The sequence below is a fragment of the Pseudomonas sp. P9_35 genome (assembly GCF_034008205.1).
GTDB classification, from domain to species: Bacteria; Pseudomonadota; Gammaproteobacteria; order Pseudomonadales; family Pseudomonadaceae; genus Aquipseudomonas; species Aquipseudomonas kilonensis.
This window is the reverse complement of sequence record NZ_CP125373.1, coordinates 2,002,936-2,028,036: the sequence shown is the minus strand read 5'-3', so window position 1 is coordinate 2,028,036 and position 25,101 is coordinate 2,002,936. Positions and strand designations below refer to the sequence as shown.

Sequence of the window (25,101 nt, the reverse complement as noted above, 5' to 3'; positions counted from 1 at the left end):
AAGGAATTCATCGGTAAAACCGACGATAGAGACAAGCCAGCGCAAAGGTAGACCCCAACAAGCACCTAAACCCTAGCTCCGAGGATTCGTCATGACAATCCTTACCTCGCAGACGGTTGTTGGTATCGATATAGCCAAGGCCGAAATTGTTGTTTATCGCTCTGATCTGCAAACCATCGACACTATCAAGAATGATCGAACAGCCCTCAAACGCTGGCTAAAAACGTTGCCCGCCCAAAGCGCTCTTGCCGTTGAAGCCACCAATATCTATCACCTGGATACCGTCGAGCTGGCTCACGCGATGGGTCATCAGGTCTATGTCGTGGATGCTTACCGGGTGAGCAACTATCGTCGCGGCATCGGCCAAAGAGCTAAGAACGATCCTTGTGATGCCCGTCTGCTGGCGCGGTATTTGACCAATGAACAGCACGAGCTGCGGCTCTGGAACCCGCCACCGAAGGCCTACACGACATTAAAAAGCCTGCTTCATCGGCGCGCGACGCTGGTCAAGAATCACGCGGGTCTTATGTTGAGCTGGGCCGACGAACCCTTGTTAAAAAAAGCGCTGATTGCTCAGCAAAAAGCGTTTAAAGAGGCGATTCAGGCCATCCAGAAGTTGCTACAAAAAGTCAGCAAAGAGTCGGGAATTGAGGCGAATATCGACCGCTGCAAAGCCATCGAAGGCGTTGGTGAACTGGTCGCAACTGGGTTGGCGACGAGTTTTATGCGAGGTGATTTTGCGGACAGCGATGCATTTATCGCGTTTTTAGGGATGGACCTGCGGGTCGATGATTCTGGAAAAAAGAACGGTCCCCGGTACCTGAGCAAAAAGGGGGATCCAGAAATACGCCGCTTAGCTCATATCGCTGCAATGACGGCATGTCGCTCGCCTAGATGGAAACCGTTTTATGAGTCGTACCTGGTCAGAGGTTTCTCAAAAACCCAGGCATTGGTGGTGCTTGCTCGCAAGCTCTGCCGGGTGGCATTTGCCTTGATGAAAAATCAGAGCGAATACCAGCCGAAGCCTATGTTGCAGGGTTGCCCTGCAACATAGAATCTCCCACAGGTTGATCTTCATTGGACTTGAACTTTGTGCTCGACGCAGAACCAATGTGGGAGCGAGCTTGCTCGCGATGAGGCCAGAACAGGCCCCACAAAACCCAAGGCTAGCCGCAAAAGCCCATTGGCCGTAGCATCGCCCTATTGTCTAGCCGAGGTACCCCATGCTCATCCCCCACGACCAACTCGAAGTCGACACGCTCACCCGCCTGATCGAGGATTTCGTGACCCGCGACGGCACCGACAATGGTGACGACACCCCCCTGGAAACGCGGGTTCTGCGGGTCAGGCAAGCCTTGACCAAAGGCCAGGCGTTGATCGTGTTCGACCCCGAAAGTGAACAGTGCCAACTGATGCTCAAGCACGACGTGCCCAAACACCTATTCGACTGAACAGGCCTTGCGGGTGGCATGGGCCTTTTTCTTCTGGATCTTGTCGTAGATTTCGGAGCGATGGACATCGACGTGCCGTGGCGCTTCCACGCCAAAACGCACCGTGCCGCCGCTGACCGACAGCACACGGACGGAAATATCGTCACCGATGGAAATCAACTCACCTACAGCGCGGCTTAATACAAGCATGGTTCTTGTCCTTAAGAATGTCTGGACCCTGACCATGCCCGGCCTGTTTCCCGTTCTCAAGACACCCGCGAGAATTCAGTAAGGCCCTACAAGCAAAGTTCTTGTGACTGACGGAAATTTCCTGCAAAACCCTGTCGGACCGCCGGTTATTTCAGGGCGCCGAGAACCGCGGGCCGAATAGAATCACACTCGCCCCCAACACGCAGAGCGCCACTCCAATCCAGTCGGACCCCAGTGGTCGCACTCGCTCGACCATCGCCAGCCAGCCGATCGAGGCAATGATATAGAGGCCGCCATAGGCGGCGTAGGCGCGCCCGGCGTACGTCGCTTCGACGCGGGTCAGCAATAGGGCGAACAATGTGAGGCTGAGCAACGCCGGGGCGATCCACCAGGCGCTCTTGCCCTGGCGCAACCACATCCAGAAGGCGTAGCAGCCCGCGATCTCAAACAGCGCAGCGAGAAAAAACCACAGGTAATTGAGCATGCAGATGTCCATCAGGAAGGCCGAATGGCGCCATCCTGAGGACATCGGGCATCCAGGTCAATTGAGGTTTTGCCGGGCCTTGGCGCGCATCTTGTCGGCCATGACGGTCATTTCGTCGTACAGCAACTGTGGGTTCTTCTGCTTGAGGGCCCAAGCCATGCGTCCCTGTTCGTGGGGCAGGATCATGAACTGGCCCTGGGCGACCTGCTGATAGATGTAGTCGGCAATATCCGTGGCGCTGATCGGTGAGCTTTCCAGCAACTTGCCAACCTGGGCTTTCATGGCCGGGGTCGGGCCACGGAAGGAATCCAGCAGATTGGTCTGGAAGAACGACGGGCACACCACGTGTACGCCAACTTCCTGCTGCGCCAGTTCCACCAGCAGGCTTTCCGACAGCGCCACGACACCCGCCTTCGCCACGTTGTAGTTGCTCATGGCCGGGCCCTGCATCAGGGCTGCCATGGAGGCGATGTTGATGATCTTGCCACGGCTTTTTTCCAGCAGCGGCAGGAACGCCTTACAGCCCTTGACCACACCCATCAGGTTGATCGCGATCTGCCAGTCCCAATCCTCCAGGGAGAGTTCACTGAAGAAGCCGCCCGAGGCCACGCCGGCATTGTTGACGATGATATCGATACCGCCGAACTTCTCTTCGCAGGCCTGGGCAAACGCAGTCAATTGGCTGTAGTCGCGCACATCGCAGCGCTGGATGAAGCCGTCGCCACCGGCACCCCGCACTAGCTTGAGGGTTTCCACGAGGCCCGGCTCGCTGACATCCGATAAGGCCAGGCGCCATCCTTCGCGGGCCCAGCGCAGCGCGATTTCGCGACCCAGGCCAGAGCCGGCACCAGTGATCATCATGCGATTTTGCATAGCAGACAGCCTTGTTGTTCCGGGAGAGATAGGCCGAGTGTAGCGAAGGCGTTCAACGGACCCACGCTCCATCAGATTGCTGAATGGCGAGGGCAAACTGTAGGAGTTGCCGAGTGGAACGAGGCTGCGATCCTTAGTCTTCCTCCAGGCTGAAAAAGATCGCAGCCTCGTTTCACTCGACAGCTCCTACAAAAACTTTGAATTTTCTACAAGCCGCGACGGTCGGACTTATTAAGCCGCCCGGATTTAACGCATGCGCGCTGGTAGTTGGAAGTTGTATCACTCCAGAACTGACCAATAAGGAAATCTACAATGGGCACAATACTTATCGTTATCCTGATCCTCCTGCTGATCGGTGGTCTCCCAGTCTTCCCGCACTCCAGAAGTTGGGGTTACGGCCCGTCCGGTATCATCGGTGTGGTGTTGGTGGTGCTGTTGGTCCTGCTACTCCTGGGCAAGATATAAACCACTAAGTAAGCGCAAAAAAAAAGAGGCCTTGGCAGGCCTCTTTTTTATGTACGCCGTTTATCAGTCCGGCTTGCCGTCAACGACGCCGGCGGTGTTATCCAGCAGGCTCTTGGTCGCGGTTTGCAGGAAAGATTCGAGCTTGAGTTTCATCGGCGCGGTGTCCGGTGCATTCGGGATGATTTCCGCACCAGGGTTGGCGCCCAGTTCATAGCGATACATCTTCGGCTCCATTTCCTTTTCCTTCGGCAGGACCAGGATGTGGTCATCGCGGATGATCGCCGTGGTCTGCTCGCTGCCCGACGGCTTGATCACACCAAAACCGGGATCGCCTTGCGGCAGGTTCAACAGGTCACGGCCCCAGCACTGGTTCCGTACTTGCCCACCGATCCGGCCCATGATGGTCGGCACGATGTCGACCTGGGTACCCACGGTGTGGTTACGCTGGCCGAATTTTTCCTGGATGCCCGGGCCGATCAACAGCATCGGCACGTTGAAACGGCCCAGGTCCATCTCGGTGATCTGGCGTTCGTTGCCAAAGCCATGGTCGCCGACCACGACGAACAGGGTTTCCTTGAAGTAAGGCTCCTTGCGGGCCTTCTCGAAGAACTGGCCCAGGGCCCAGTCGGCGTAGCGCATGGCGGTCAGGTGTTCGTTCAGGCTGCCACGGTCGGTGACCCGCTCGACCGGCAACGGCGTCGGCAACGCATAAGGGGTGTGGTTGGACAGGGTTTGCAGCAAGGCATAGAACGGCTTGCCGTTTTCCCGCGCCTTGAGCTCGATCAGGCCTCGGTCGAACATGTCCTGGTCGGACACGCCCCAGGTCGGATCGGAGAACACCGGGTTCACGAAGTCGTTACGCCCGATGAATGTGGTCATGCCCTGGCTGCTGAAGAAACCCGACTGGTTGTCCCAGGCAAAATCGCCGTTGTAGACGTACACGTCGTCGTAGTCACGGGCGCTGAGCAGTTGCGGCAGGCCCGACAGCTTGTGGCTGCCCTCCGGCGTCTGCATCAGGTATTCGAAACCCGGCAGGTTCGGGAAGCACGCCATGGTGGCGAACATGCCTTGGTGGGTGTGGGTACCGTTGGAGAAGAAACGGTCGAACAGCAGGCCTTCCTTGGACAGTTTGTCCAGGTAAGGCGTGATGTTGCCCGGCGCGCCCAGGGCACCCACCGAGTGACCGGCCATGCTCTCCATGAGAATCACGACCACGTTCTTGATCGGCAGGGTCTTGTCCGCCGGCGGCGTGTAGTCGCGGCGCACGGCGGCTGTCGCGGTGTCCACCAGTTTATCGTCAGGCATCACCAGCATATCGCGCACGGTCTGCTGTGCCAGCGGTTGCTCAAGGGTGGCTTTCCAGATGTTGTCGCGGTCTTCGGACATCCGGCTCTTGGCCGCGGCCACCAGCGACAAGGTGCCGTTGAGGCCCAACTGGTTGGCGAAGTTCGAATCGGTGGTGTAGACGTCGCCCCAGCGCAGGGGCGGCCCTTGGCGCAAGGTGCCGCGCGCGGCGGTCACGGCGACCAGCAGGCAAACGACAAACACCGCGACACGCCCATACCACGGGGCGATCTGCCGGGTACCAATGGTGCCGCCACTGAACGGCCCACGGGGACGCGTGGCGCGGTCGGCGCCCTTGAATGCCAGGCTGAGGATGATGGTGCCGCCGGCCCACGCCAGCAGGTAGCGCACCACCGGGAAACCGTACCAGAGCATGCTCATCACGGTTTTCGGGTCTTCCTTTACATACTGGAAGACCAGGCCGTTGAGGCGCTGGTGGAATTCACGGTAGAAATCCATCTCCATCAAGCCCAGGAACAGCGCGATGCTGGAAGTGACGGTCAGCCAGAAACGAAAGAACCCACGGGCCGCCATGGCCCTTGCGCTGAACAACGCCAGCAGCAACGGGATGCAGAGGTAGACCACCAGGCGCAAGTCGAAACGCAGGCCGTTGACGAAGGCTTCAACAAAGGTCGAAGCCGGCGTGTCGAGGATCATCTCGCGGTTATAGACCAGCAGCGCCACGCGCAGCAGGCTGAACATGACCATCATCACAAAGGCACAAAGCAACGTGTAGGCCAGGTGCGATTTGACGGTCGGTTGCAGCAGGCGATGCGTAGTACGCTGCTGATTCAGGGCGTCCGGGATTGCCATGTCGTTTAAGGACCCTATCGGAATTGGAGTGACAAAAAGAAACAACGGCGCGCCCTCTGTTGACCAAAGCCTGGCCTCGGGGCTTGCGCGAGAGCGCAAATGTTGCACGAACGGCTATGGCATTGCCATTAAATAACCGGCGGCGATATGAGCGCGGGGGATTGTCCGCAAGATTTTGTGAAAATTTCGTTCAAAGAATATTCAGAAACACAAAAAGCCCGGCCTGCTGCTGAAGTTGAGCCGAACGCTATTGTGGCGAGGGAGCTTGCTCCCGCTCGGCTCTGTAGGAGCTGTCGAGTGCGACGAGGCTGCGACCTTTCCCTAGACACTTGAGTCCCAAGCGAAAGATCAAAAGATCGCAGCCTTCGGCAGCTCCTACACGCAGCCCAGCGGGAGCAAGCGCCCTCGCCACTGGGTTGCCGATCACTTCCAGTCCAGTGTGAAAACGATCATTGTCAATGAAACTGGCGTCCAAGACCCGCTGGCACGCCTTCGATGGAGGTGTCTTCCCACGGACCATTCGGGCTCACGGAACGGCTCCAGCCGTTGTTCCAGCGGTAATAGGTACGCTGGCGATAGAACGTGTTCGTCTGGTTGTCCAGCACATAGACCCCAAGCTTGGCGTCCCAATGGCTGTTGCCACCCGGCGGTGGGGCGAAGCTGGCGGAAGTACGCGGCAGCGGTTTGGCCGGTTTGTTCGGGATGACAGGTTTGCCCGGCGGTGTGGACGGGACCGGTTTGCTGGTCGGGGTCGACGGCGGGATCGGTGGCAGCGGTGCCGAGGGCTCCGACGGACGCTGGACCGCACAAGCGCTCAGGCCCATGACGAGCGTGAGCAGGGTGATACGAGCGATGGCGGTCATGGTGCGAATTCCTGTTATTTGTCCGGGCTGTCGATGGTCAGTTGTTGCGGCGCCGTGGTGCTGCTCGCCAGGGGCTGGCTGCGGCCGATCCACTCACCCGCGGTCGGCTGGCCGGCCCGGGAGATGCGCGCCACCAGTTGGACTTCGGGGAAGTTCGACAGTTTCAACTGCGGCATCATTGCGTCCGCGTCACCCAGCTCTACCGTGACCGGCAAATCGGCGACCGTCAGGCGCTTGGCGGCCAGCGGCGCGGGCGGGCCGGAAACGGCGCGGGCGAAGATGAACACACTGTCGCCCGGCTGCACCTTGGCCTTGAGTGCCGGCGCCAGGTCGACGCGCACCTTGAGCAGTGCCGCAGCCTTGGCCACCGGCGCCTGGGCAACCTTGCCGCCGCTGGCTTGCAGCTTCTCGGTGGCACGGGTAATGCCGCCCTGCAGCGCTTCACGGGACTTGTCGCCCTCCGGCAGTTCCACCAACAGGCGCCCCCAGTAATCGATTGCGTCCTGATAGCGCTCGCCCTCAAAAGCGGCGATGCCCAACAGGCCGAGGCTGGTGACTTCCTTCGGATCGAGCTTCAGCGCTTCGTCGGTCAGCGCCTGGAGCTTATCCGACCATTTCTTGCCATCGGCAAAATACTGCGCCTGGGCCCATTGGCCCAGCAATTCGGGTTGTCGACCGGCCACCGCCACGGTGCGTTCGAAGACCTTCGCCGCGTCTGCGGGCCGATCCTGCGCCATGTAGGTACGCCCGAGGAAATACAGGCCCTCGGCGTTATCCGGTTGCGCCGCCACCGCACGTTCCAGTCGCAGGGTCATCTCTTCCATCGACTGCGGCGCCTGGGCGAATTCACGGGTCAGCTCGACCTTGTCGCTGGCACCGAAATGCAGGTACAGCGCCAGGCCCAACACCGGCACCAGCACAGCGGCGAGCAACGGCAACGGCTTGCCCAGCCGGGATTCGCGCGGCGCATCGGCACCCTCGGTGTCAGCGAGCAATTCACGGGCGGCCTCGGCGCGACCGGTGTCCAGTTGCGCGGCGTTGAGCACGCCCTCCTCCCGCTCGATCTGCAATTCGGCGACGCGTTCCTGATACAACGCCACGTTGAGCGCGGTACGGTCCTCCTCCAACTGGGCGCGGCGACCACGCAGTACAGGGATCAACAGAAAACTCAGGGCAACCAGAAGAAGCAGACCTGCGGCGAGCCAGAAATCAATCATGCTTGGTTTTATCCAACAGTTGGTCGAGGCGCTGGCGCTCTTCGACAGAAAGCGTGTCCGGGGCGGCGGTGCGCTGGACCCGGCGGCGGCGCACGATCATTGCAATGACCACGAAACCACCGAACAACAGCCCGGCGGGGCCGAACCAGAGCAGCGCCGTCTTGGAGGACAGGGCGGGGTTGTAGCGCACGAACTCACCGTAGCGATCGACCATGAAATCGATGATCTGCTGGTTGTCCTTGCCCTCGCCGAGCATGCGGAAGATTTCCTTGCGCAGGTCGGCGGCAATTGGCGCGTTGGAGTCGGCGATGTCCTGGTTCTGGCACTTGGGGCAGCGCAGCTCCTTGGTCAGTTCGCGAAACCGCTCGCGCTCGCCGTCGTTGGCGAATTCGTAGGTATCAATGGCGGCGTGGGCCACGCCGGCAAGGCTCAGGCCGAGGACGGCGGCGGCTAACCAGCGCTTCATGGCTTGGCCTCGTCCACCAGTGCCTGATACTTGGCGGCCAGTTTCTCGCGCCAGACCTGCTCGTCGATCACGCCGACGAACTTGTCGCGGATGACACCCTTGGCGTCGATGAAGAACGTTTCCGGCGCGCCGTAGACACCCAGGTTCAGGCCCAGGGAGCCGTCTTCATCGCGAATGTCCAGTTGATACGGATTGTGGAACTCGGCGAGCCATTTCAGAGCGTCGGCATTGACGTCCTTGTAATTGACGCCGTAGATCACCACGCCGTTCTGGGCCAGCTTGTTCAACACCGGGTGCTCGACCCGGCAGGAGATGCACCAGGTGCCCCACACGTTGACCAGCGCCGGCTTGCCCAGCAGGTCGGCGCGGGTCAAGGTCTTATCGCCCTGCACCGATGGCAGGGAGAAATCCGGGAACGGCTTGCCGATCATCGCCGAGGGCAACTCGGTCGGATTCAGGTACAACCCCCGGTACAAAAACACCGCCATCAACAGGAACAGCGCCAGCGGCACCAACATCAACCAACGTTTCATGCAGTGGCTCCCGTCACGCCCAGGGCTTCACGCACCCGGGTTTTCACCTTGACTCGATAACGCCGATCCAGCGCCGCCAACACCCCACCCAGGCCGGTGAGCAAGCCACCGAACCAGATCCAGCGTACGAACGGCTTGACGTGGACCCGTACCGCCCACGCGCCGTCACCCAGGGACTCGCCCAGCGCCACGTAGAGATCGCGGGTGAAACCGGCATCGATGCCGGCTTCGGTCATGACCGAGTTCTGCACGGTGTAGAGACGTTTTTCCGGGTGCAGCACGGTGATTTCCTGGCCGTTGCGAATGACCCGCACAGTGCCTTTGTCGGATGTGAAGTTCGGGCCCTCGAAATGTTTGGCGCCCTCGAAAACGAACTGATAGCCGGCCAGGTCCATGGACTCACCCGGCGCCAGGCGCAGGTCGCGCTCGGCGCTGTTCTGACTGGACAGCACCACGCCCAGGGCGCAGACGGCGATGCCCAGGTGGGCGACCTGCATGCCCCAGTAACTGCGGGTCAGGGTCGGCAGGCCCTTGATCAGGCCTTTGTGCCGGGTCTTGTCGAAGATGTCCCGTACACCCGCCAGCAATACCCAGGCCGCCAGCACGAACGTCGCCAGCACCGCCCAGTTGAAGTCGCCATACGCCACGCCGGCCACCACGGCCAGAGCGACCGTGCCCAGCAGCACCGGGGTCAACATGCCCAGCAGCCACTTGACCGGGGTGTCTTTCCAGCGCACCAGCATGCCGATGGCCATCACCACCATCAGGATCGCCATCAGCGGGATGAACAGTGCATTGAAGTACGGCGGCCCCACCGACAGCTTGGCGCCGGACAACGCATCGAGCACCAGCGGGTACAACGTCCCCAGCAGGATCATCGACGCAGCCACCACCAACACCAGGTTATTGCCCAGCAACAGGGTTTCCCGTGACCAGAGGTTGAAGCCGACCTGGCTCTTGACCACCGGCGCACGCAGGGCGAACAGCGTCAGCGAGCCGCCGACCACGAACAGCAGGAACATCAGGATGAACACCCCGCGCTCAGGGTCCGAGGCGAAGGCGTGCACCGACGTCAACACGCCCGAGCGCACCAGGAACGTCCCCAGCAGGCTCAGCGAGAACGCCGCGATGGCCAGCAGCACGGTCCAGCTCTTGAACACACCGCGTTTTTCCGTGACCGCCAGGGAATGGATCAGCGCCGTGCCCACCAACCAGGGCATGAACGAGGCGTTTTCCACCGGGTCCCAGAACCACCAGCCGCCCCAGCCGAGCTCGTAGTAGGCCCACCACGAGCCAAGGGTGATGCCAATGCCGAGGAAGGCCCAGGCGACGATGGTCCACGGACGCGACCAACGTGCCCACGCGGCATCGAGGCGCCCACCGAGCAACGCGGCGATGGCGAAGGCGAAGGCCACGGAGAAGCCGACGTAGCCCATGTAGAGCATCGGCGGGTGAACGATCAGGCCGATGTCTTGCAGCAATGGGTTGAGGTCGCGGCCATCCGTCGGCATCTGCGGCAGGATGCGCTCGAACGGGTTGGAGGTGACGATCAAAAACAGCAGGAAACCGGTGCTGATCATGCCCATCACCGCCAGCACCCGGGCCAGCATCACCTGGGGCAACTGCCGGGAAAACACCGAGACGGCGAAGGTCCAGCCGGCAAGGATCAACGCCCAGAGCAACAGCGACCCCTCGTGGGCGCCCCATACCGCGCTGAACTTGTAGTACCAGGGCAAGGCGCTGTTGGAGTTGCTGGCGACGTACTCCACGGAAAAATCGTCGGCCATGAACGCATAGGTCAGGCAACCGAAGGCAAACAACATGAAGGCAAACTGCCCCCACGCCGCCGGTTGGGCCAGGCTCATCCACAAGCGGTCGCCGCGCCAGGCACCGAGCAAGGGCACCACGGCCTGTACCAGTGAGAAACACAGGGCCAGGATCATCGCCAGGTGGCCCAACTCGGGAATAAAGATGCCAGCAGTCATCGATCAGCCCTCCTTCACGGGAGCAGGCGCCGACTGACCGCTGTCTTTCAGCGCCTTGGTCACTTCCGGCGGCATGTATTTTTCGTCGTGCTTGGCCAGCACTTCATCGGCCACCACCACTCCGTCGGCGTTGAGCTTGCCCAGGGCGACGATGCCCTGCCCTTCGCGGAACAGGTCCGGGAGGATGCCGCGATAGGTGATGGTCACGGTCTTGTTGAAGTCGGTGACATTGAATTTCACGTCCAGGGAATCCCCGGAGCGCTCCAGCGAGCCTTTTTCCACCATGCCGCCAGCGCGGATGCGGGTATCCTTGGGCGCTTCGCCGTTGGCGATCTGGGTCGGGGTGTAGAACAGGTTGATGTTCTGCTGCAGGGCGCTCAGGGCCAGGGCGACCGCGGCGCCGACACCCACCAGGATCGCAAGAATGATGACAAGACGTTTTTTGCGCAGCGGATTCACTGACCGTTCTCCCGGCGCAGACGACGCGCCTCTTGTTGCAGATACCGCTTGCGGGCCAGGATCGGCACCGCCACGTTGAGGGCCAGAACCGCGAGGCAGATGCCATAGGCTGACCAGACATACAGGCCATGATGGCCCATGGCGAGGAAATCGCCGAATGAAGCGAAACTCATCGAGCGGCCTCCAGGCTGTTCTGTACTTCGGCCTTCACCCAACTGGCCCGGGACTCGCGCTTGAGCACTTCCAGGCGCATGCGCAGCAATAGCACCGCGCCGAAGAAACAGTAGAAACCCAGCACGGTCAGCAACAGCGGCAGCCACATTTCGACGGGCATTGCCGGTTTTTCGGTAAGGGTGAAGGTCGCGCCCTGGTGCAGGGTGTTCCACCACTCCACCGAATACTTGATGATCGGGATGTTGATCACGCCGACAATCGCCAGTACCGCGCAGGCCTTGGCGGCGCTGTCACGATTGCTGATGGCGTTGCCCAGCGCAATAAGACCGAAGTACAGGAACAGCAGGATCAGCATCGACGTCAGTCGCGCATCCCAGACCCACCACGAACCCCAGGTCGGCTTGCCCCAGATGGCCCCGGTGACCAGCGCCACGGCGGTCATCCAGGCACCGATGGGCGCGGCGCATTGCAGGGCAACGTCGGCCAGCTTCATCTTCCACACCAGCCCGACCACACCGCACACCGCCAGCATCACATAGACGGACTGGGCCAGCATCGCCGTGGGCACGTGAATGTAGATGATGCGGAAGCTGTTGCCCTGCTGGTAGTCCGGCGGTGAGAAGGCCAGGCCCCAGACCACGCCAGAACCAATCAACAACAATGCAGCGATGCTCAACCATGGGAGCAGTTTGCCGCTGATGCCGTAGAACCACTTGGGTGAGCCGAGCTTGTGAAACCAGGTCCAGTTCATTGCTGTTTCCATCACGGTTGCGGCTCGCCGTCACGAACCGCCGGGGCAGCCTTTACTTCCAAAGAAGTGGTCAATTTTTGACCAGGCCTCGTTATTATTCGCCGACGCTGATCTTCAGGCCAGCGGCTATTGCAAAGGGTGTCAGGGTTATCGCCAGGGCGGTCAGGCTCCCAAGCCACAGCAGATAACCGGTCGCGGGCATGCCTTGCAACGCCGCTTGCAAGGCACCACTGCCCAGGATCAGGACCGGGATATACAACGGCAGGATCAGCAGCGCCAGCAACAGGCCGCCGCGCTTCAAACCCACCGTCAATGCCGCGCCCACCGCGCCGAGCAGGCTCAGCACCGGCGTACCCAGCAGCAGCGACACCAGCAGCACCGGCATGCACGCGCCGGGCAGCCCCAGCATCATTGCCAGCAGCGGCGAGAGCAATACCAGTGCCAGCCCGGAAAAAACCCAGTGTGCCAGTACCTTGGCCAAAACCAGAAGGGCCAGGGGGTGCGACGAAAGGACCCACTGTTCCAGTGAACCGTCTTCGAAATCACTGCGGAAAAGCCCGTCCAGCGAGAGCAGGACCGATAAAAGCGCCGCGACCCAGACCAGTCCCGGAGACAAGGTTTGCAACAATTGAGTCTCTGGCCCGACCGCCAACGGGAACAACGCAATCACGATCGCGAAGAAAACCAGCGGATTGGCCAATTCGGCCGGACGCCGGAACAGCAGGCGCGCCTCGCGGGCAAGCAACAGGCCAAACACACTCATACGGCCCAGTTCCCCAGATCAATGTTGCGATAACCGGCCGGCATCCGCGCCAGCGTGTGGTGGGTGGTCAAGAGCACCATGCCACCGTTTTCACAGTGCTGGGCCAGGTGTTCCTCGAGTTGCGCGACACCCTGCTTGTCCAGGGCGGTGAATGGCTCGTCGAGAATCCACAGCGGCGGGCTGTCCAGGTACAGCCGGGCCAGGGCCACACGGCGTTGCTGGCCGGCAGACAGGGTATGGCTCGGCACGTCTTCGAAGCCGCGCAGCCCTACCGCCGCCAACGCCTGCCAGATCGCTTCGCGGCCAACCGGCGTATGCAATGCGCAGAGCCAACTGAGGTTCTCTTCGGGGGTCAGCAAATCCTTGATACCGGCGGCATGGCCGATCCAGAGCAGGTTGCGGGCCAGTTCGCTACGCTGGCTGTGCAAGGGCTGGCCGTTGAGCAACACCTGGCCTGCGGTCGGTTGCATCAAACCGGCCAGCAGGCGCAGCAGGCTGGTCTTGCCGCTGCCGTTGGGACCACTGATTTGCACCATATCGCCATGCGAGAGTCTCAATTCGAGATTTTCGAAAAGCAGTCGCAAGTCTCGCTCACAGGCGAGGCCGACGGTTTGCAGGAGAGGACTGGTCAAGGGATCGCGGGCCTTATACGGTTCAAGTCGGCGGTGCAGCGGCCGTTAAAGAGATGCAGCATAGATGCATTGACGGCCTGTTCCACAGAGCTGCGTCAAACAATTGCAAGGTTTTCGCCACTCCCTGAAAGACGGGCGGCATTATACATGTGATGCCCTACGCTAAAGAGGGCTTATTTTCCCAAGGTAAGACCGCAGATGACAGGCGACATGAACATCCTGCCGCTGCCCCAGGCCACGGCAACCACGCGTATGCCAGCGGTCAATGGCGAGCTGCTCAAACTGCTGGTGCCGACCGAAGGCCTGATCAGCTCGGGCCAGACTGCCCAGGCCGAAGTGCTGTCGCTCAAGCAGGCCGACCAGACTTTCCAGCTGCTGCTCAAGGTCACCCTGGAGAGCGGCCGCCAGACCACTGTCCAGGCCACCAGCACCCAGCCGTTGCCCCAGGGCACCAGCCTGGCCGTGACCCAGCCGTCCGCCAGCAATCTGGCGATTGCCGTGCAACAGGCCGTGTCCTCCAGCGTCGCCACCCTCACCCGAATCGACACCGCGCAGTTGCCGGTCGGCACCCTGCTGCAAGGCAAAGTGCTGACCAGCCAGGCGTTGCCGCAGTTACCAGGGCAACCGGCGGTGTATCGATCGTTGGTAAGCTTGCTCAACACCGCCCAGGCGGGCAGCACCCTGGACATCGACAGCCCGCGACCGCTGCGTATCGGCACGCTGTTGAGTGCCCAGGTGCAAGATACCCAGACGCTGAAGTTCGTTCCGCTGAGCAACCGCCAGGAGCAATTGGCGGTGAGTCAGCAGTTGGTCACGCAAATGAGCCAGCAGGGCTCGCTGGACAGCCTGATCACCGTCCTGCAAAACCTTCCGGCCACCGACGACACCGGCGCCGAGCTGCGCGCCGCTGTAACTCGCTTGCTGGCTGGCCTGCCGGACGTCCAGCAACTGAGCACACCCAAGGGTTTGGCCCAAGCCATGGTCGCCAGCGGCGTATTCCTGGAAAGCAAATTGCTCGCCGGGCAACCACCGAGCCTGGCGCCGGACATGAAAGGCGACCTGCTGAAACTGATCGCCCAACTGACACCGGCCCTGCCCGCCTCCACCAACCTCAGCGCCATCATTGCCGCCAATACGTTGGCCCAAGTCCTGCCTAGCTTCGTACGCAGCGCCCTGGGGATGCTCGGCCAGGTCAGCGCCAAGCCGCAACCCACCAGCTTCCCCCTGCCCTCGCGCCAGATGCAAGGCCAGGACGAAGACGGCGACCTCGAACACCTGCTGCGCCTGGCCGCTGCCGCCGTGTCACGCCTGCAAAGCCATCAATTGTCGAGCCTGGAGCAGACCGGCCTGACCGACGACGGTCGACTGATGAGCACCTGGCAATTGGAAATCCCGATGCGCAACCTGCAGGACATCGTGCCGTTGCAGGTCAAGTTCCAGCGCGAGGAAACCCCGCCCCGGGAGCAACCAAACGAGCGCAGGGAAGAACGCGAGCCAAAACAGCAGCTCTGGCGGGTGGAATTGGCGTTCGACATGGAACCGCTCGGCCCACTGCAGGTTCAGGCCCAGTTGCTCAGCGGCAGCCTGTCCAGCCAGTTGTGGGCCGAACGGCCGTATACAGCGAGCCTGATCGAAAGCAACCTGACAGCCTTGCGTGAGCGCCTGGTGACTTGTGGCCTGAACGTCGGCGACCTGGACTGCCACCTCGGCACCCCGCCCCAAGGCCCCAAGACTCGCCTGGAACAACGCTGGGTGGACGAAACCGCATGACAACCCATACCGCACCCCGCCAGGCCATTGCCCTCAAGTACGACGGCCACCACGCCCCGACCCTCACCGCCAAGGGCGACGAAGCCCTGGCCGAGGAAATCCTGCGCATCGCCCGCGAAAGCGAAGTACCGATCTATGAAAATGCCGAGCTGGTGAAGCTGTTGGCGCGGATGGAGTTGGGGGACAGCATCCCCGAAGAGCTGTACCGCACGATTGCCGAGATCATTGCGTTCGCCTGGAACCTCAAGGGCAAGTTTCCCCAGGGCTACGACCCGAATGCGCCGAGTATCGAGAAGGATGTGACCGACCGCGGCGACGATTACTGATCAACGCAGCGGTGTCCGGGCTGGAACGACCAGTCTGTGAGCACCAGAAAAACCTGTGGGAGCGAGCTTGCTCGCGATGACGGATTCGCATTCAACATCTCTGTTGATTGTCACACCGCTATCGCGAGCAAGCTCGCTCCCACAAATGTGCCGAGTGTCGAGAAAGATGTAACGGACCGCGGCTACACCTGGGGCGAGGGTGCGCAGTAGCCGCAAAAAAGCCGGGGGCCGCTGCGCTGCCCAGCGGGAGCAAGCTCCCTCGCCACAGGGATTGCGCTTGGGTTGGAAGGATCTGTGTGTGAGCACCAGAAAAACCTGTGGGAGCGAGCTTGCTCGCGATGACGGATTCACATTCAACATCTCTGTTGATTGTCACACCGCTATCGCGAGCAAGCTCGCTCCCACATTGGATTGGGGTGAAGGCGATCAGCCGCCCTTGTGCAGCTTGCTCATCAACTCCGCCTCGGCCTGGGTCAGGCCGCAGGCTTGGGTCAGTTCGTCGACACTGGCGCCCATACCCACCAGGCGGGCGGCCTGGGCGAAGGACAGGCTGGAGGGGTCGCGCTGTTCCAACTGGGCGAGTTTATCCGGCAACGGCGCGACCACGGCACGCAGCTCATGGAGCGCTTCGCCCATGCGCACAGTGCCGTTCTGGTAATCGTCGACGCGCTTGGCCAGGTCCCTGATGCGCTGGTCGCGCAGCGCATCGCCCTGGGCCTGCTGAGCGGCGATCTGCCGCTGGCCACGTATGTACGCCAAGAACATCGCCAGCGTGCCTGCCCAGAAAAGGAACAGGACAATGACTGCTACCTCAAGAATCAAATCAGATACTCTCCAGTTCCGACCACTCTTCTTCGCTCATCATCTTGTCCAGTTCAACCAGAATCAGCAACTCGTTGTTCTTGTTGCACACGCCCTGAATGAACTTGGCGGATTCTTCGTTACCCACGTTCGGCGCAGTCTCGATTTCCGACTGACGCAGGTAAACCACTTCGGCGACGCTGTCGACCATGATGCCAACCACTTGCTTGTCGGCTTCGATGATAACGATCCGGGTGTTGTCGCTGATCTCGGCATTCATCAGGCCGAAGCGCTGACGGGTATCGATCACCGTAACCACGTTGCCACGCAGGTTGATGATGCCCAGCACATAGCTCGGAGCACCCGGTACCGGGGCGATCTCGGTATAGCGCAGCACTTCCTGAACGCGCATCACGTTGATGCCGTAGGTTTCGTTATCGAGCTTGAAGGTTACCCATTGCAGAATCGGATCTTCAGAACCCTTTTGAGACGACGCCTTATCATTCATACCCTGACCCCTCGAAAAACCGCCTGTGGCGGCGTGTATTCTGTCCGGCGACGCTGTGCGCCGCCGGTTGTCTTATTTCGGTTTCTGGACCGGCTTCTTGCTGCCGCCCAGGTGTTTTGCCCCGCCGCTGGCGATCAGCTCCGCCAGCTCGGAAACGTCCAGCAAGGCGCACATATGCTCGATCACCGTACCGGCCAGCCATGGCCGTTGCCCTCGATGGCTACGCCACTTGATCTCGTTCGGGTCCAGGCGCAGCGAACGGCTGACCTGATGCACCGCCAAACCCCACTCGTAACCCTGCACTGAAATCACGTACTGCAAGCCTTGGCGAAAGTCATCGCGATAACGGTCCGGCATGACCCAGCGCGCCGTATCCAGTACCTTCAGGTTGCCGGCCTGGCTCGGCAGGATTCCGAGAAACCATTCCGGCTGGCCAAACAACGGCGTCAATTCCTGCCCGGCCAGGGAATAAATCGATCCCAGGCATACCAGCGGCACCGCCAGGGTCAACCCGGCCACATCGAACAACAAACACTCGAACGGCTCGGCAGCCCAGGCCGGACGATCGTCGCCCGGCACCGGTGGTGGCGGGCTGCTCGGCGGCAGGTGAATTTCCACCACCGGCGTCACCAGGCCTTGCAGCAGCGGGGCAACGGTCGAGACCGACGCCAGGATCGGCGCAGGCGCGTCCATGACCGCCACCTGAGGCTTGATGAACGGTGCCTCGACCGCCGCAGCCATTACTGATTTCTGTGCATCACGGGCCTGCTCTTCGAGCACGGCCGCCTGAAACTCATCCAACACACCCTTGGCTTCGACATTCTCGGGCAACGCCTCGATCACGCTTGGCAGTGGTGGCAATTCTTCGGTCGCTTCCTGCAGCAGCCCATCCAGATAGGATTGCAGGGCCATTTGCGGACGCGAGGTTGTCTTTATCGGGCGGCTCATAGGAACAGTGCGCCACTTGAAGAGGTTATCGGCATGAATGCGGTAGGACTTGAGCGTTCACAAGCGAACGCAATGCCAGTGGAAAGCCTCGTCACCTTAGGCCACCTGCTGTGGAACAAGCTGCTGGGCCAACAGGTGCTTGAGCAGCGCCCGGTAGGCCAGCACGCCACGGCTCTTGCCATCGAATTGCGAGGGGGTCACACCTGCGCGGCTGGCGTCCCGCAAGCGGGTATCGACGGGGATATAGCCTTGCCAGATGTCCTCGGGGTACATGTCCCGCAACACCCGCAGGGTGCCCAGGGACGCCTGGGTGCGACGATCGAACAAGGTCGGCACGATGTTGAAGGCCAGCGTCTGCTTGCGCGAGCGGTTGACCATCGCCAGTGTATTGACCATGCGCTCCAGACCCTTGACCGCCAAGTGCTCGGTCTGCACCGGGATCACCAACTGCTGGCTGGCAGCCAAGGCATTGACCATCAGCAAACCCAGCAACGGCGGGCTGTCGATGATCGCGTAATCGAAATCCTGCCACAGCTGCGCCAGACTCTTGGCGATCACCAAGCCCAGCCCGCCCTGCCCGGGCGACTGTCGCTCCAGGGTGGCGAGAGCGGTGCTCGATGGCAGCAGGGAAATCCGCTCGTCGCTGGTGGACAACAGCAACTGCCCCGGCAGGCCCTCGGGCACAACGCCCTTGTGCAGGAACAGGTCGTAGTTGCTGTGCTCCAGGCTATCGGGATCGTAGCCGAAATAGCTGGTCATCGAGCCATGGGGATCCAGATCGACGATGACCACGCGCTTGCCCGCCTCGGCCAGCAACCCGGCTAAAGCGATGGAAGATGTGGTCTTGCCCACACCACCTTTTTGATTGGCGACTGCCCAGACTCTCATTCGGATCGTTCCTCCCGGCCGAAACAGGCTCGACCGAGAAATAGCTCGGTTATAAAGCGGGTGACGGAGAATTGACGGCACTCTGTCTTCCCGGCGACTTGACCGGAGCCGGTGCAGTTTGTGTGCCAGCCCGCTTCAATGCCGCATCCGGAGTTGCATTGGCCGTACCGGTACCGGTCAGGCTGCGACGCACATCGAGGTTGCGCGACACCACCAGCACCACCCGCCGATTGCGCGCACGCCCCTCGGCAGTGGCGTTGTTGGCGACTGGCTGGAACTCGCCGTAGCCCACCGAGGCCAGGCGACCGGGATTCACACCCTGCATCGCCAGCATGCGCACGATGCTCGCCGAACGGGCGGAGGACAGTTCCCAGTTGGTCGGGTATTGCGCGGTACGGATCGGCTGGTCGTCCGTGAAGCCTTCGACATGGATCGGGTTGTCGAAGGGTTTGAGGATCGTCGCGACCTTATCGATGATGTTGAACGCCATGTCGCTGGGCATGGCGTCGCCGCTGCCGAACAACAGGCTGGAGTTGAGCTCGATCTCGACCCACAACTCGTTGCCGCGCACGGTCATCTGGTTGGAACTGATCAGGTCGCCGAACGCCGCGCTGATATCGTCGGCGATGCTTTTCAATGGATCACGACCGCCGGCAATACCGGCATCGACCTGCTCGCTGTCCTTGACCAATGGCTTGGCCGGGGTCGTGGTCTTGGGCCGCTCCTCACCGATGGGGATAGGCTTGAGGGCACGGTCGGAGTCGGTAAAGACACCGATCAATGCCTCGGAAATGACTTTGTACTTGCCTTCGTTGACCGACGAGATCGAATACATGACCACGAAAAAGGCGAACAGCAGCGTGATGAAGTCGGCGTAGGAAACGAGCCAGCGTTCATGGTTGACGTGTTCTTCTGTGTGCCTGCGACGAGCCATGTTCCTTGCCTCCCATCAGTCCATGAAGCCCTGGAGCTTCAACTCAATGGAGCGCGGGTTTTCACCTTCGGCGATCGACAGGATCCCTTCCAGCAGCATTTCGCGATAGCGCGACTGGCGCAACGCGATGGCCTTGAGCTTGGCCGCGATCGGCAGCAGCACCAGGTTGGCACTCGCCACACCATAGATCGTGGCAACGAACGCCACGGCGATGCCGCTGCCCAGTTGCGATGGATCGGCCAGGTTGCCCATCACATGGATCAAGCCCATCACCGCACCGATGATGCCGATGGTCGGCGCGTAGCCGCCCATGCTTTCGAATACCTTGGCCGCCTCGATATCGCGGCTTTCCTGGGTGTAGAAATCCACTTCCAGAATGCTGCGGATGGCTTCCGGCTCGGCGCCGTCCACCAGCAATTGCAGGCCTTTGCGTGAGTAGCTGTCGGGCTCGGCATCGGCCACACCTTCCAGGCCCAGCAAGCCTTCCTTGCGAGCGGTCAGGCTCCAGTTCACCACCCGATCGATACCACCGGCCAGGTCGACACGGGGCGGGAACAGAATCCAGATCAGCACTTGCATGGCGCGTTTGAAAGCGCTCATGGGCGACTGCAACAGCGCCGCACCAATGGTGCCACCGAGCACAATCAACGCCGCCGGGCCGTTGGCCAGCGCGCCCAGATGACCGCCTTCCAGGTAATTGCCGCCAATGATGGCAACGAACGCCATGATGATGCCGATCAGGCTGAGCACATCCATTACAGGCAGGCCTCGACCAGGTGTCTACCGATGTCGTCCAATCCATACACCGCGTCGGCAAGATCGGCCTTTACGATGGCCATTGGCATGCCGTAGATCACGCAGCTGGCTTCGTCCTGGGCCCAGATTGCGCTGCCGCCCTGCTTGAGCAGGCGCGCGCCTTCGCGACCGTCGGCGCCCATGCCGGTGAGCACCACCGCCAGAACTTTGTCACCGTAGGACTTGGCCGCGGAACCGAAGGTAATGTCCACGCAAGGCTTGTAGTTCAGACGCTCGTCGCCCGGCAGGATTTTCACCGCGCCACGGCCATCGATCATCATCTGCTTGCCACCCGGAGCCAACAACGCCAGGCCTGGACGCAGGATGTCGCCATCCTCGGCTTCCTTGACGCTGATGTTGCACAGCTTGTCCAAACGCTCCGCGAAAGCCTTGGTGAACGCCGCCGGCATGTGCTGGATCAGCACGATGGGGGCCGGGAAGTTGGCCGGCAACTGGGTCAGGACCCGCTGCAGTGCCACCGGGCCACCCGTGGACGTACCGATAGCGACCAGCTTGTAGGCTTTGCGCTTGGGCGCCGGCGATGACGTACTGGCGGGCGCCGGGCGAGCCGGCGCAGGTGCTGGTGCCGGAGCACTGCGTACCGGTGCCGGATTGAAGCTGCTCGATGCAGTCGGCGTCGGCGATGGAGCCGGGCTTGGCGCCGCAACAGGGGCTGGCGCCGGTGCGCTGTAGGCACCGACACGGCGATTGCTGCGGGAGATGCTGTGGACCTTTTCGCACAGCAACTGCCGAACCTTGTCTGGGTTACGCGAAATGTCTTCGAAATTTTTCGGCAGGAAATCCACCGCCCCGGCGTCCAGCGCATCGAGGGTCACCCGGGCGCCTTCATGGGTCAGGGACGAGAACATCAATACCGGCGTCGGGCAGCGCTGCATGATATGCCGCACGGCCGTGATGCCATCCATCATCGGCATCTCGTAGTCCATGGTGATCACGTCCGGCTTGAGCGCCAGGGCCTGATCAATCGCCTCTTTGCCATTGGTCGCGGTACCGACGACCTGAATACTCGTGTCCGCCGAAAGAATTTCCGAGACGCGGCGGCGGAAAAACCCCGAATCGTCCACCACCAGGACTTTAACTACCATAAACACTCCGTTAGACGAGGCGCGGCCCTTGGCCACGCCCCTCCAGAATCAAATACGCCGGGCGGCGTAACGCTTGAGCATGCTTGGCACATCGAGAATCAACGCGATGCGGCCGTCGCCGGTGATGGTGGCGCCGGACATGCCCGGGGTGCCCTGGAGCATCTTGCCCAACGGCTTGATGACCACTTCTTCCTGGCCCACCAACTGGTCGACGACGAAGCCGATCCGCTGGGTGCCCACCGAAAGGATCACCACATGGCCCTCGCCCTGCTCCACATGAGCGGCGGAGCTGACCAACCAGCGCTTGAGGTAGAACAGTGGCAGTGCCTTGTCCCGTACGATCACCACTTCCTGGCCGTCCACCACGTTGGTGCGCGACAGGTCGAGGTGGAAGATTTCGTTGACGTTGACCAGCGGGAAGGCGAAGGCCTGGTTGCCCAGCATCACCATCAGGGTCGGCATGATCGCCAGGGTCAGCGGGACCTTGATGACGATCTTCGAGCCTTGGCCCTTGGTCGAGTAGATATTGATCGAACCGTTGAGCTGGGAAATCTTGGTTTTCACCACGTCCATGCCCACGCCACGGCCCGACACGTCGGAAATCTCGGTCTTGGTCGAGAAACCCGGGGCGAAGATCAGGTTGTAGCACTCGGTGTCGCTCAGGCGGTCGGCGGCATCCTTGTCCATCACACCGCGTTTCACCGCGATGGAACGCAACACGTTCGGATCCATGCCTTTGCCGTCGTCGGAGATCGACAGCAGGATGTGGTCGCCTTCCTGCTCAGCGGCCAGGATCACCTTGCCGCTGCGGACCTTGCCCGAGGCTTCGCGTTCTTCCGGCGACTCGATGCCATGGTCGACCGCGTTGCGCACCAAGTGGACCAGCGGGTCGGCCAGGGCCTCGACAAGGTTCTTGTCGAGGTCGGTTTCTTCACCCACCAGTTCCAGGTTGATTTCTTTCTTGAGCTGGCGAGCCAGGTCGCGAACCAGGCGCGGGAAGCGTCCGAAGACTTTCTTGATCGGCTGCATCCGGGTCTTCATGACCGCGGTCTGCAGGTCCGCCGTGACCACGTCGAGGTTCGACACGGCCTTGGACATGGCTTCGTCCTGGCTGTTGAGGCCCAGGCGCACCAGACGGTTACGCACCAGCACCAGTTCGCCGACCATGTTCATGATCTCGTCCAGGCGTGCGGTATCGACCCGAACGGTGGTCTCGGCTTCGCTGGCCGGTTTCTCGGGCGGCGGCGCCGCCGGAGCACGGGCTGGCGCCGGGGCGGCAGCGGCAGGCTTGGCTGGCTCGGCCTTCGGTTCCGGTGCCTTGGCAACGGGTTTGGGCGCAGCCTTGGCCACCGGTGCAGCCGCAGTGGCAGCAGGCGCAGCAGAAGCAGTACCCACTTCGCTGAACTTGCCCTTGCCATGAAGCTCATCGAGCAGTGATTCGAATTCGTTGTCGCTGATCAGGTCGCTACCCGCGGCAGCAGCGGCAGGCTTGGCCGGTGTCGGCGCCGAAGCGATGGCCGAATCCAGTGCCTCAACGGCAAAGGTACCCTTGCCATGCAACTGATCGAGCAAGGCTTCGAATTCGTCGTCGGTGATGTCCGAGCTGTCGCCCGCGGCTTTCGGCGCGGCGGGGGCCGCCGCCGGGACCACGGCATCAGCTGCGAACTGGCCCTTGCCATGGAGCTGGTCGAGCAGTGACTCGAACTCGGCATCGGTGATTTCATCGCTGGCAGCCCCACCGGCGGCTGGCGCAGCAGGTGCAACCTGAGCGACCGGCGCCTCGGCCTGAGCCTTGACGGTATTCAGGGAGTCCAGCAGTTGTTCGAATTCGTTATCGGTGATGTCCCCCGATGCCTCGGCGACCGGTTCTTCAACCGCAGCCTCGGCAACCGGAGCCGCTTCGTCAGCCGACTGTGGCTCGGCCAGACGCGCCAGCGCAGCGAGCAGCTCGGGGGTGGCAGCGGTGATCGGCGAGCGCTCACGCACTTCGCTGAACATGCTATTGACCGCATCCAGCGCTTCAAGCACCACGTCCATCAGTTCCGAATCAACGCGACGCTCACCCTTGCGCAGGATGTCGAACACGTTTTCGGCAATGTGACAGCACTCCACCAGCTCGTTGAGCTGGAGGAAGCCGGCGCCTCCTTTTACAGTGTGGAAACCGCGAAAAATTGCATTGAGCAGATCCGCATCATCTGGTCGGCTTTCCAGCTCGACCAGCTGTTCGGACAGTTGCTCTAGAATCTCGCCGGCCTCAACCAGGAAATCCTGAAGGATCTCTTCATCGGCGCCGAAGCTCATTAATGGCTGCTCCTAAAACAGGGCTAAAACTCAGAATCCAAGGCTGGACAGCAAATCGTCCACATCGTCCTGACCGGACATAACGTCTTCTCTTTTATCGGCATGAATCTGCGGACCTTCACCCTGAGAGAGATGTTTTTGTGGATCTTTTTCAGCAAGCATCGCTTCACGGTCGTGTTCGATGCCTGCAAAGCGGTCGACCTGGCTGGCCATCAACACCAGTTTGAGCAGGTTGCTCTCCACTTCGGTGACCAGTTGGGTCACACGCTTGATCACTTGGCCGGTCAGGTCCTGATAGTCCTGAGCCAGCAGAATATCGTTGAGGTTACTGGCCACCGCGCGGTTCTCGGTGCTGCTGCGCGTCAGGAAACCGTCGACCCGACGGGCCAGCTCCCGAAACTCTTCGGCGCCGACTTCGCGCCGCATGAACCGACCCCAGTCGGTGCTCAAGGCCTGGGCTTCGTCGCCCAGGCCGTTGACCAGGGGCGTTGCGCTTTCCACCAGGTCCATGGTGCGGTTGGCCGCAGCCTCGGTCAGCTTGACCACATAACCCAGACGCTCGGTGGCGTCGGTGATCTGCGAGACTTCCTCGGCCTGCGGCATATTCGGGTCGATCTGGAAATTGACAATCGCGCTGTGCAATTCACGCGTGAGCTTGCCCACCTCCTGATACAGACCGCGGTCACGGGTCTGGTTGAGCTCATGGATCATTTGAACCGCATCGCTAAAGCGACCTTTTTCAAGGCTGTCGACCAGTTCGCGGGCATGTTTTTTCAGGGTCGATTCGAAATCACCCATTGAAGATTCGTTATCCATAGCTCCCCCGTGGCGCCGTTAACCGATGCGTTCGAAGATTTTTTCGATCTTCTCTTTCAACGCCTGGGCCGTGAAGGGTTTGACCACATAGCCGTTTACACCGGCCTGGGCCGCTTCGATGATCTGCTCGCGCTTGGCTTCGGCAGTGACCATCAGCACCGGAAGATGCTTGAGTTTTTCGTCGGCACGCACCTGGCGCAACAGGTCGATACCGGTCATGCCCGGCATGTTCCAGTCGGTGACCAGAAAATCGAAGTTGCCACTGTGCAACATCGGAAGCGCAGTGGTCCCGTCATCTGCTTCGGCCGTGTTGGTGAACCCAAGGTCACGCAACAGGTTTTTTATGATCCGCCGCATCGTTGAGAAGTCATCAACGATGAGGATTTTCATGTTCTTGTCCAATTCGACCTCCAAGCAGTCTTAAACGCGCCCAGCACCTGGACGCG

The 25,101-nt window shown here is 61.1% G+C and carries 29 protein-coding genes; 5 read left to right on the top strand and 24 right to left on the bottom strand.

Annotation, left to right across the window (positions count from 1 at the left end):
• Window positions 1-91: 91 nt before the first annotated feature.
• Both QMK47_RS09070 and QMK47_RS09065 read left to right on the top strand, forming a co-directional pair.
• Entirely contained in the window at window positions 92-1,054 is a 963-nt protein-coding gene (locus QMK47_RS09070; RefSeq protein WP_018603751.1) for an IS110 family transposase, read from the top strand.
• A gap of 169 nt (window positions 1,055-1,223) precedes the next feature.
• A complete protein-coding gene (locus tag QMK47_RS09065) occupies window positions 1,224-1,451 on the top strand; it encodes a YheU family protein (protein ID WP_003199186.1) in 228 nt (75 codons plus the stop codon).
• Here QMK47_RS09065 and csrA read toward each other — a convergent pair.
• The 3 genes from csrA to QMK47_RS09050 all read right to left on the bottom strand — a co-directional run bounded on the left by csrA (window position 1,440) and on the right by QMK47_RS09050 (window position 2,997).
• Window positions 1,440-1,640 (bottom strand): carbon storage regulator CsrA, encoded by a 201-nt coding sequence (csrA, locus tag QMK47_RS09060; protein WP_003199177.1) that lies wholly within the window; start codon window positions 1,638-1,640, stop codon window positions 1,440-1,442. The two genes, QMK47_RS09065 and csrA, sit on opposite strands and share 12 nt — an antisense overlap.
• Window positions 1,641-1,791: 151 nt before the next feature.
• The gene (locus QMK47_RS09055) at window positions 1,792-2,124 is read right to left on the bottom strand and encodes a YnfA family protein (RefSeq protein ID WP_214510871.1); all 333 of its coding nucleotides are present in this window, start codon (window positions 2,122-2,124) and stop codon (window positions 1,792-1,794) included.
• Between the two features lie 57 nt (window positions 2,125-2,181).
• Entirely contained in the window at window positions 2,182-2,997 is an 816-nt protein-coding gene (locus tag QMK47_RS09050; RefSeq protein ID WP_003199173.1) for an SDR family oxidoreductase, read from the bottom strand.
• A 312-nt stretch (window positions 2,998-3,309) separates the two neighbouring features.
• On the opposite strand from QMK47_RS09050, the gene QMK47_RS09045 reads away from it, so the two are divergent.
• Window positions 3,310-3,462 (top strand): DUF3309 family protein, encoded by a 153-nt coding sequence (locus QMK47_RS09045; RefSeq protein WP_253472471.1) that lies wholly within the window; start codon window positions 3,310-3,312, stop codon window positions 3,460-3,462.
• A gap of 63 nt (window positions 3,463-3,525) precedes the next feature.
• Here the strand turns inward: QMK47_RS09045 and QMK47_RS09040 are convergent, their stop codons facing one another.
• The 11 genes from QMK47_RS09040 to ccmA form a co-directional block, all read right to left on the bottom strand.
• On the bottom strand, window positions 3,526-5,619 hold the full coding sequence (locus tag QMK47_RS09040) for an LTA synthase family protein (protein ID WP_253472468.1): 2,094 nt from the start codon (window positions 5,617-5,619) through the stop codon (window positions 3,526-3,528).
• A 455-nt stretch (window positions 5,620-6,074) separates the two neighbouring features.
• Window positions 6,075-6,482: a hypothetical protein gene (locus QMK47_RS09035; protein WP_258690591.1), complete on the bottom strand. Its 408-nt coding sequence runs from the start codon at window positions 6,480-6,482 to the stop codon at window positions 6,075-6,077.
• Window positions 6,483-6,496: 14 nt separating this feature from the next.
• Window positions 6,497-7,699, bottom strand: a complete 1,203-nt coding sequence (gene ccmI / locus QMK47_RS09030; protein WP_253472462.1) for a c-type cytochrome biogenesis protein CcmI — start codon at window positions 7,697-7,699, stop codon at window positions 6,497-6,499.
• Window positions 7,692-8,165 (bottom strand): cytochrome c-type biogenesis protein, encoded by a 474-nt coding sequence (locus QMK47_RS09025; protein WP_253472459.1) that lies wholly within the window; start codon window positions 8,163-8,165, stop codon window positions 7,692-7,694. Before QMK47_RS09025 ends, ccmI begins: the two co-directional genes overlap by 8 nt.
• Complete coding sequence (locus tag QMK47_RS09020) at window positions 8,162-8,698, bottom strand: DsbE family thiol:disulfide interchange protein (RefSeq protein WP_214510756.1); 537 nt, start codon at window positions 8,696-8,698, stop codon at window positions 8,162-8,164. Before QMK47_RS09020 ends, QMK47_RS09025 begins: the two co-directional genes overlap by 4 nt.
• Window positions 8,695-10,683: a heme lyase CcmF/NrfE family subunit gene (locus QMK47_RS09015; RefSeq protein WP_258690590.1), complete on the bottom strand. Its 1,989-nt coding sequence runs from the start codon at window positions 10,681-10,683 to the stop codon at window positions 8,695-8,697. Before QMK47_RS09015 ends, QMK47_RS09020 begins: the two co-directional genes overlap by 4 nt.
• A 3-nt stretch (window positions 10,684-10,686) precedes the next feature.
• Window positions 10,687-11,142, bottom strand: coding sequence for a cytochrome c maturation protein CcmE (ccmE, locus tag QMK47_RS09010; protein WP_003199160.1), 456 nt, complete (start codon window positions 11,140-11,142; stop codon window positions 10,687-10,689).
• On the bottom strand, window positions 11,139-11,315 hold the full coding sequence (gene ccmD, locus QMK47_RS09005) for a heme exporter protein CcmD (protein WP_042729135.1): 177 nt from the start codon (window positions 11,313-11,315) through the stop codon (window positions 11,139-11,141). Before ccmD ends, ccmE begins: the two co-directional genes overlap by 4 nt.
• Complete coding sequence (locus tag QMK47_RS09000) at window positions 11,312-12,067, bottom strand: heme ABC transporter permease (RefSeq protein WP_258690589.1); 756 nt, start codon at window positions 12,065-12,067, stop codon at window positions 11,312-11,314. Before QMK47_RS09000 ends, ccmD begins: the two co-directional genes overlap by 4 nt.
• Window positions 12,068-12,161: 94 nt before the next feature.
• A complete protein-coding gene (ccmB, locus tag QMK47_RS08995) occupies window positions 12,162-12,830 on the bottom strand; it encodes a heme exporter protein CcmB (protein WP_003199151.1) in 669 nt (222 codons plus the stop codon).
• Entirely contained in the window at window positions 12,827-13,462 is a 636-nt protein-coding gene (ccmA, locus tag QMK47_RS08990; RefSeq protein ID WP_253472453.1) for a cytochrome c biogenesis heme-transporting ATPase CcmA, read from the bottom strand. Before ccmA ends, ccmB begins: the two co-directional genes overlap by 4 nt.
• Before the next feature lie 198 nt (window positions 13,463-13,660).
• Between ccmA and QMK47_RS08985 the strand changes: the two genes are divergently transcribed.
• Together QMK47_RS08985 and QMK47_RS08980 are read left to right on the top strand one after the other, a co-directional pair.
• Window positions 13,661-15,232 carry a flagellar hook-length control protein FliK gene (locus QMK47_RS08985; protein WP_253472450.1) on the top strand — a complete coding sequence of 524 codons (1,572 nt, stop codon included), beginning with the start codon at window positions 13,661-13,663 and terminating at the stop codon, window positions 15,230-15,232.
• Window positions 15,229-15,558: an EscU/YscU/HrcU family type III secretion system export apparatus switch protein gene (locus QMK47_RS08980; protein ID WP_253472447.1), complete on the top strand. Its 330-nt coding sequence runs from the start codon at window positions 15,229-15,231 to the stop codon at window positions 15,556-15,558. The genes QMK47_RS08985 and QMK47_RS08980 overlap by 4 nt, the downstream gene beginning before the upstream one ends.
• Before the next feature lie 426 nt (window positions 15,559-15,984).
• Here QMK47_RS08980 and QMK47_RS08975 read toward each other — a convergent pair whose 3' ends face one another.
• The 10 genes from QMK47_RS08975 to QMK47_RS08930 all read right to left on the bottom strand — a co-directional run bounded on the left by QMK47_RS08975 (window position 15,985) and on the right by QMK47_RS08930 (window position 25,045).
• The gene (locus QMK47_RS08975; RefSeq protein WP_024618185.1) at window positions 15,985-16,380 is read right to left on the bottom strand and encodes a DUF2802 domain-containing protein; all 396 of its coding nucleotides are present in this window, start codon (window positions 16,378-16,380) and stop codon (window positions 15,985-15,987) included.
• A gap of 1 nt (window position 16,381) precedes the next feature.
• The gene (locus QMK47_RS08970) at window positions 16,382-16,867 is read right to left on the bottom strand and encodes a chemotaxis protein CheW (protein WP_003199144.1); all 486 of its coding nucleotides are present in this window, start codon (window positions 16,865-16,867) and stop codon (window positions 16,382-16,384) included.
• 72 nt (window positions 16,868-16,939) lie between these two features.
• The gene (locus tag QMK47_RS08965) at window positions 16,940-17,815 is read right to left on the bottom strand and encodes a CheW domain-containing protein (protein ID WP_253472445.1); all 876 of its coding nucleotides are present in this window, start codon (window positions 17,813-17,815) and stop codon (window positions 16,940-16,942) included.
• 96 nt (window positions 17,816-17,911) lie between these two features.
• Window positions 17,912-18,703 (bottom strand): ParA family protein, encoded by a 792-nt coding sequence (locus tag QMK47_RS08960; protein ID WP_214510749.1) that lies wholly within the window; start codon window positions 18,701-18,703, stop codon window positions 17,912-17,914.
• A gap of 49 nt (window positions 18,704-18,752) precedes the next feature.
• Window positions 18,753-19,637 (bottom strand): flagellar motor protein MotD, encoded by an 885-nt coding sequence (gene motD, locus QMK47_RS08955; RefSeq protein ID WP_214510748.1) that lies wholly within the window; start codon window positions 19,635-19,637, stop codon window positions 18,753-18,755.
• 15 nt (window positions 19,638-19,652) lie between these two features.
• Window positions 19,653-20,393, bottom strand: coding sequence for a flagellar motor protein (locus QMK47_RS08950; protein ID WP_072408495.1), 741 nt, complete (start codon window positions 20,391-20,393; stop codon window positions 19,653-19,655).
• The gene (locus QMK47_RS08945; protein ID WP_253472443.1) at window positions 20,393-21,538 is read right to left on the bottom strand and encodes a protein-glutamate methylesterase/protein-glutamine glutaminase; all 1,146 of its coding nucleotides are present in this window, start codon (window positions 21,536-21,538) and stop codon (window positions 20,393-20,395) included. The genes QMK47_RS08950 and QMK47_RS08945 overlap by 1 nt, the downstream gene beginning before the upstream one ends.
• 48 nt (window positions 21,539-21,586) lie before the next feature.
• The gene (locus QMK47_RS08940) at window positions 21,587-23,839 is read right to left on the bottom strand and encodes a chemotaxis protein CheA (RefSeq protein WP_214510746.1); all 2,253 of its coding nucleotides are present in this window, start codon (window positions 23,837-23,839) and stop codon (window positions 21,587-21,589) included.
• 30 nt (window positions 23,840-23,869) lie between these two features.
• On the bottom strand, window positions 23,870-24,655 hold the full coding sequence (locus QMK47_RS08935) for a protein phosphatase CheZ (RefSeq protein WP_320390060.1): 786 nt from the start codon (window positions 24,653-24,655) through the stop codon (window positions 23,870-23,872).
• Window positions 24,656-24,673: 18 nt separating this feature from the next.
• Window positions 24,674-25,045, bottom strand: coding sequence for a chemotaxis response regulator CheY (locus QMK47_RS08930; RefSeq protein ID WP_003199125.1), 372 nt, complete (start codon window positions 25,043-25,045; stop codon window positions 24,674-24,676).
• Window positions 25,046-25,101: the final 56 nt, after the last annotated feature.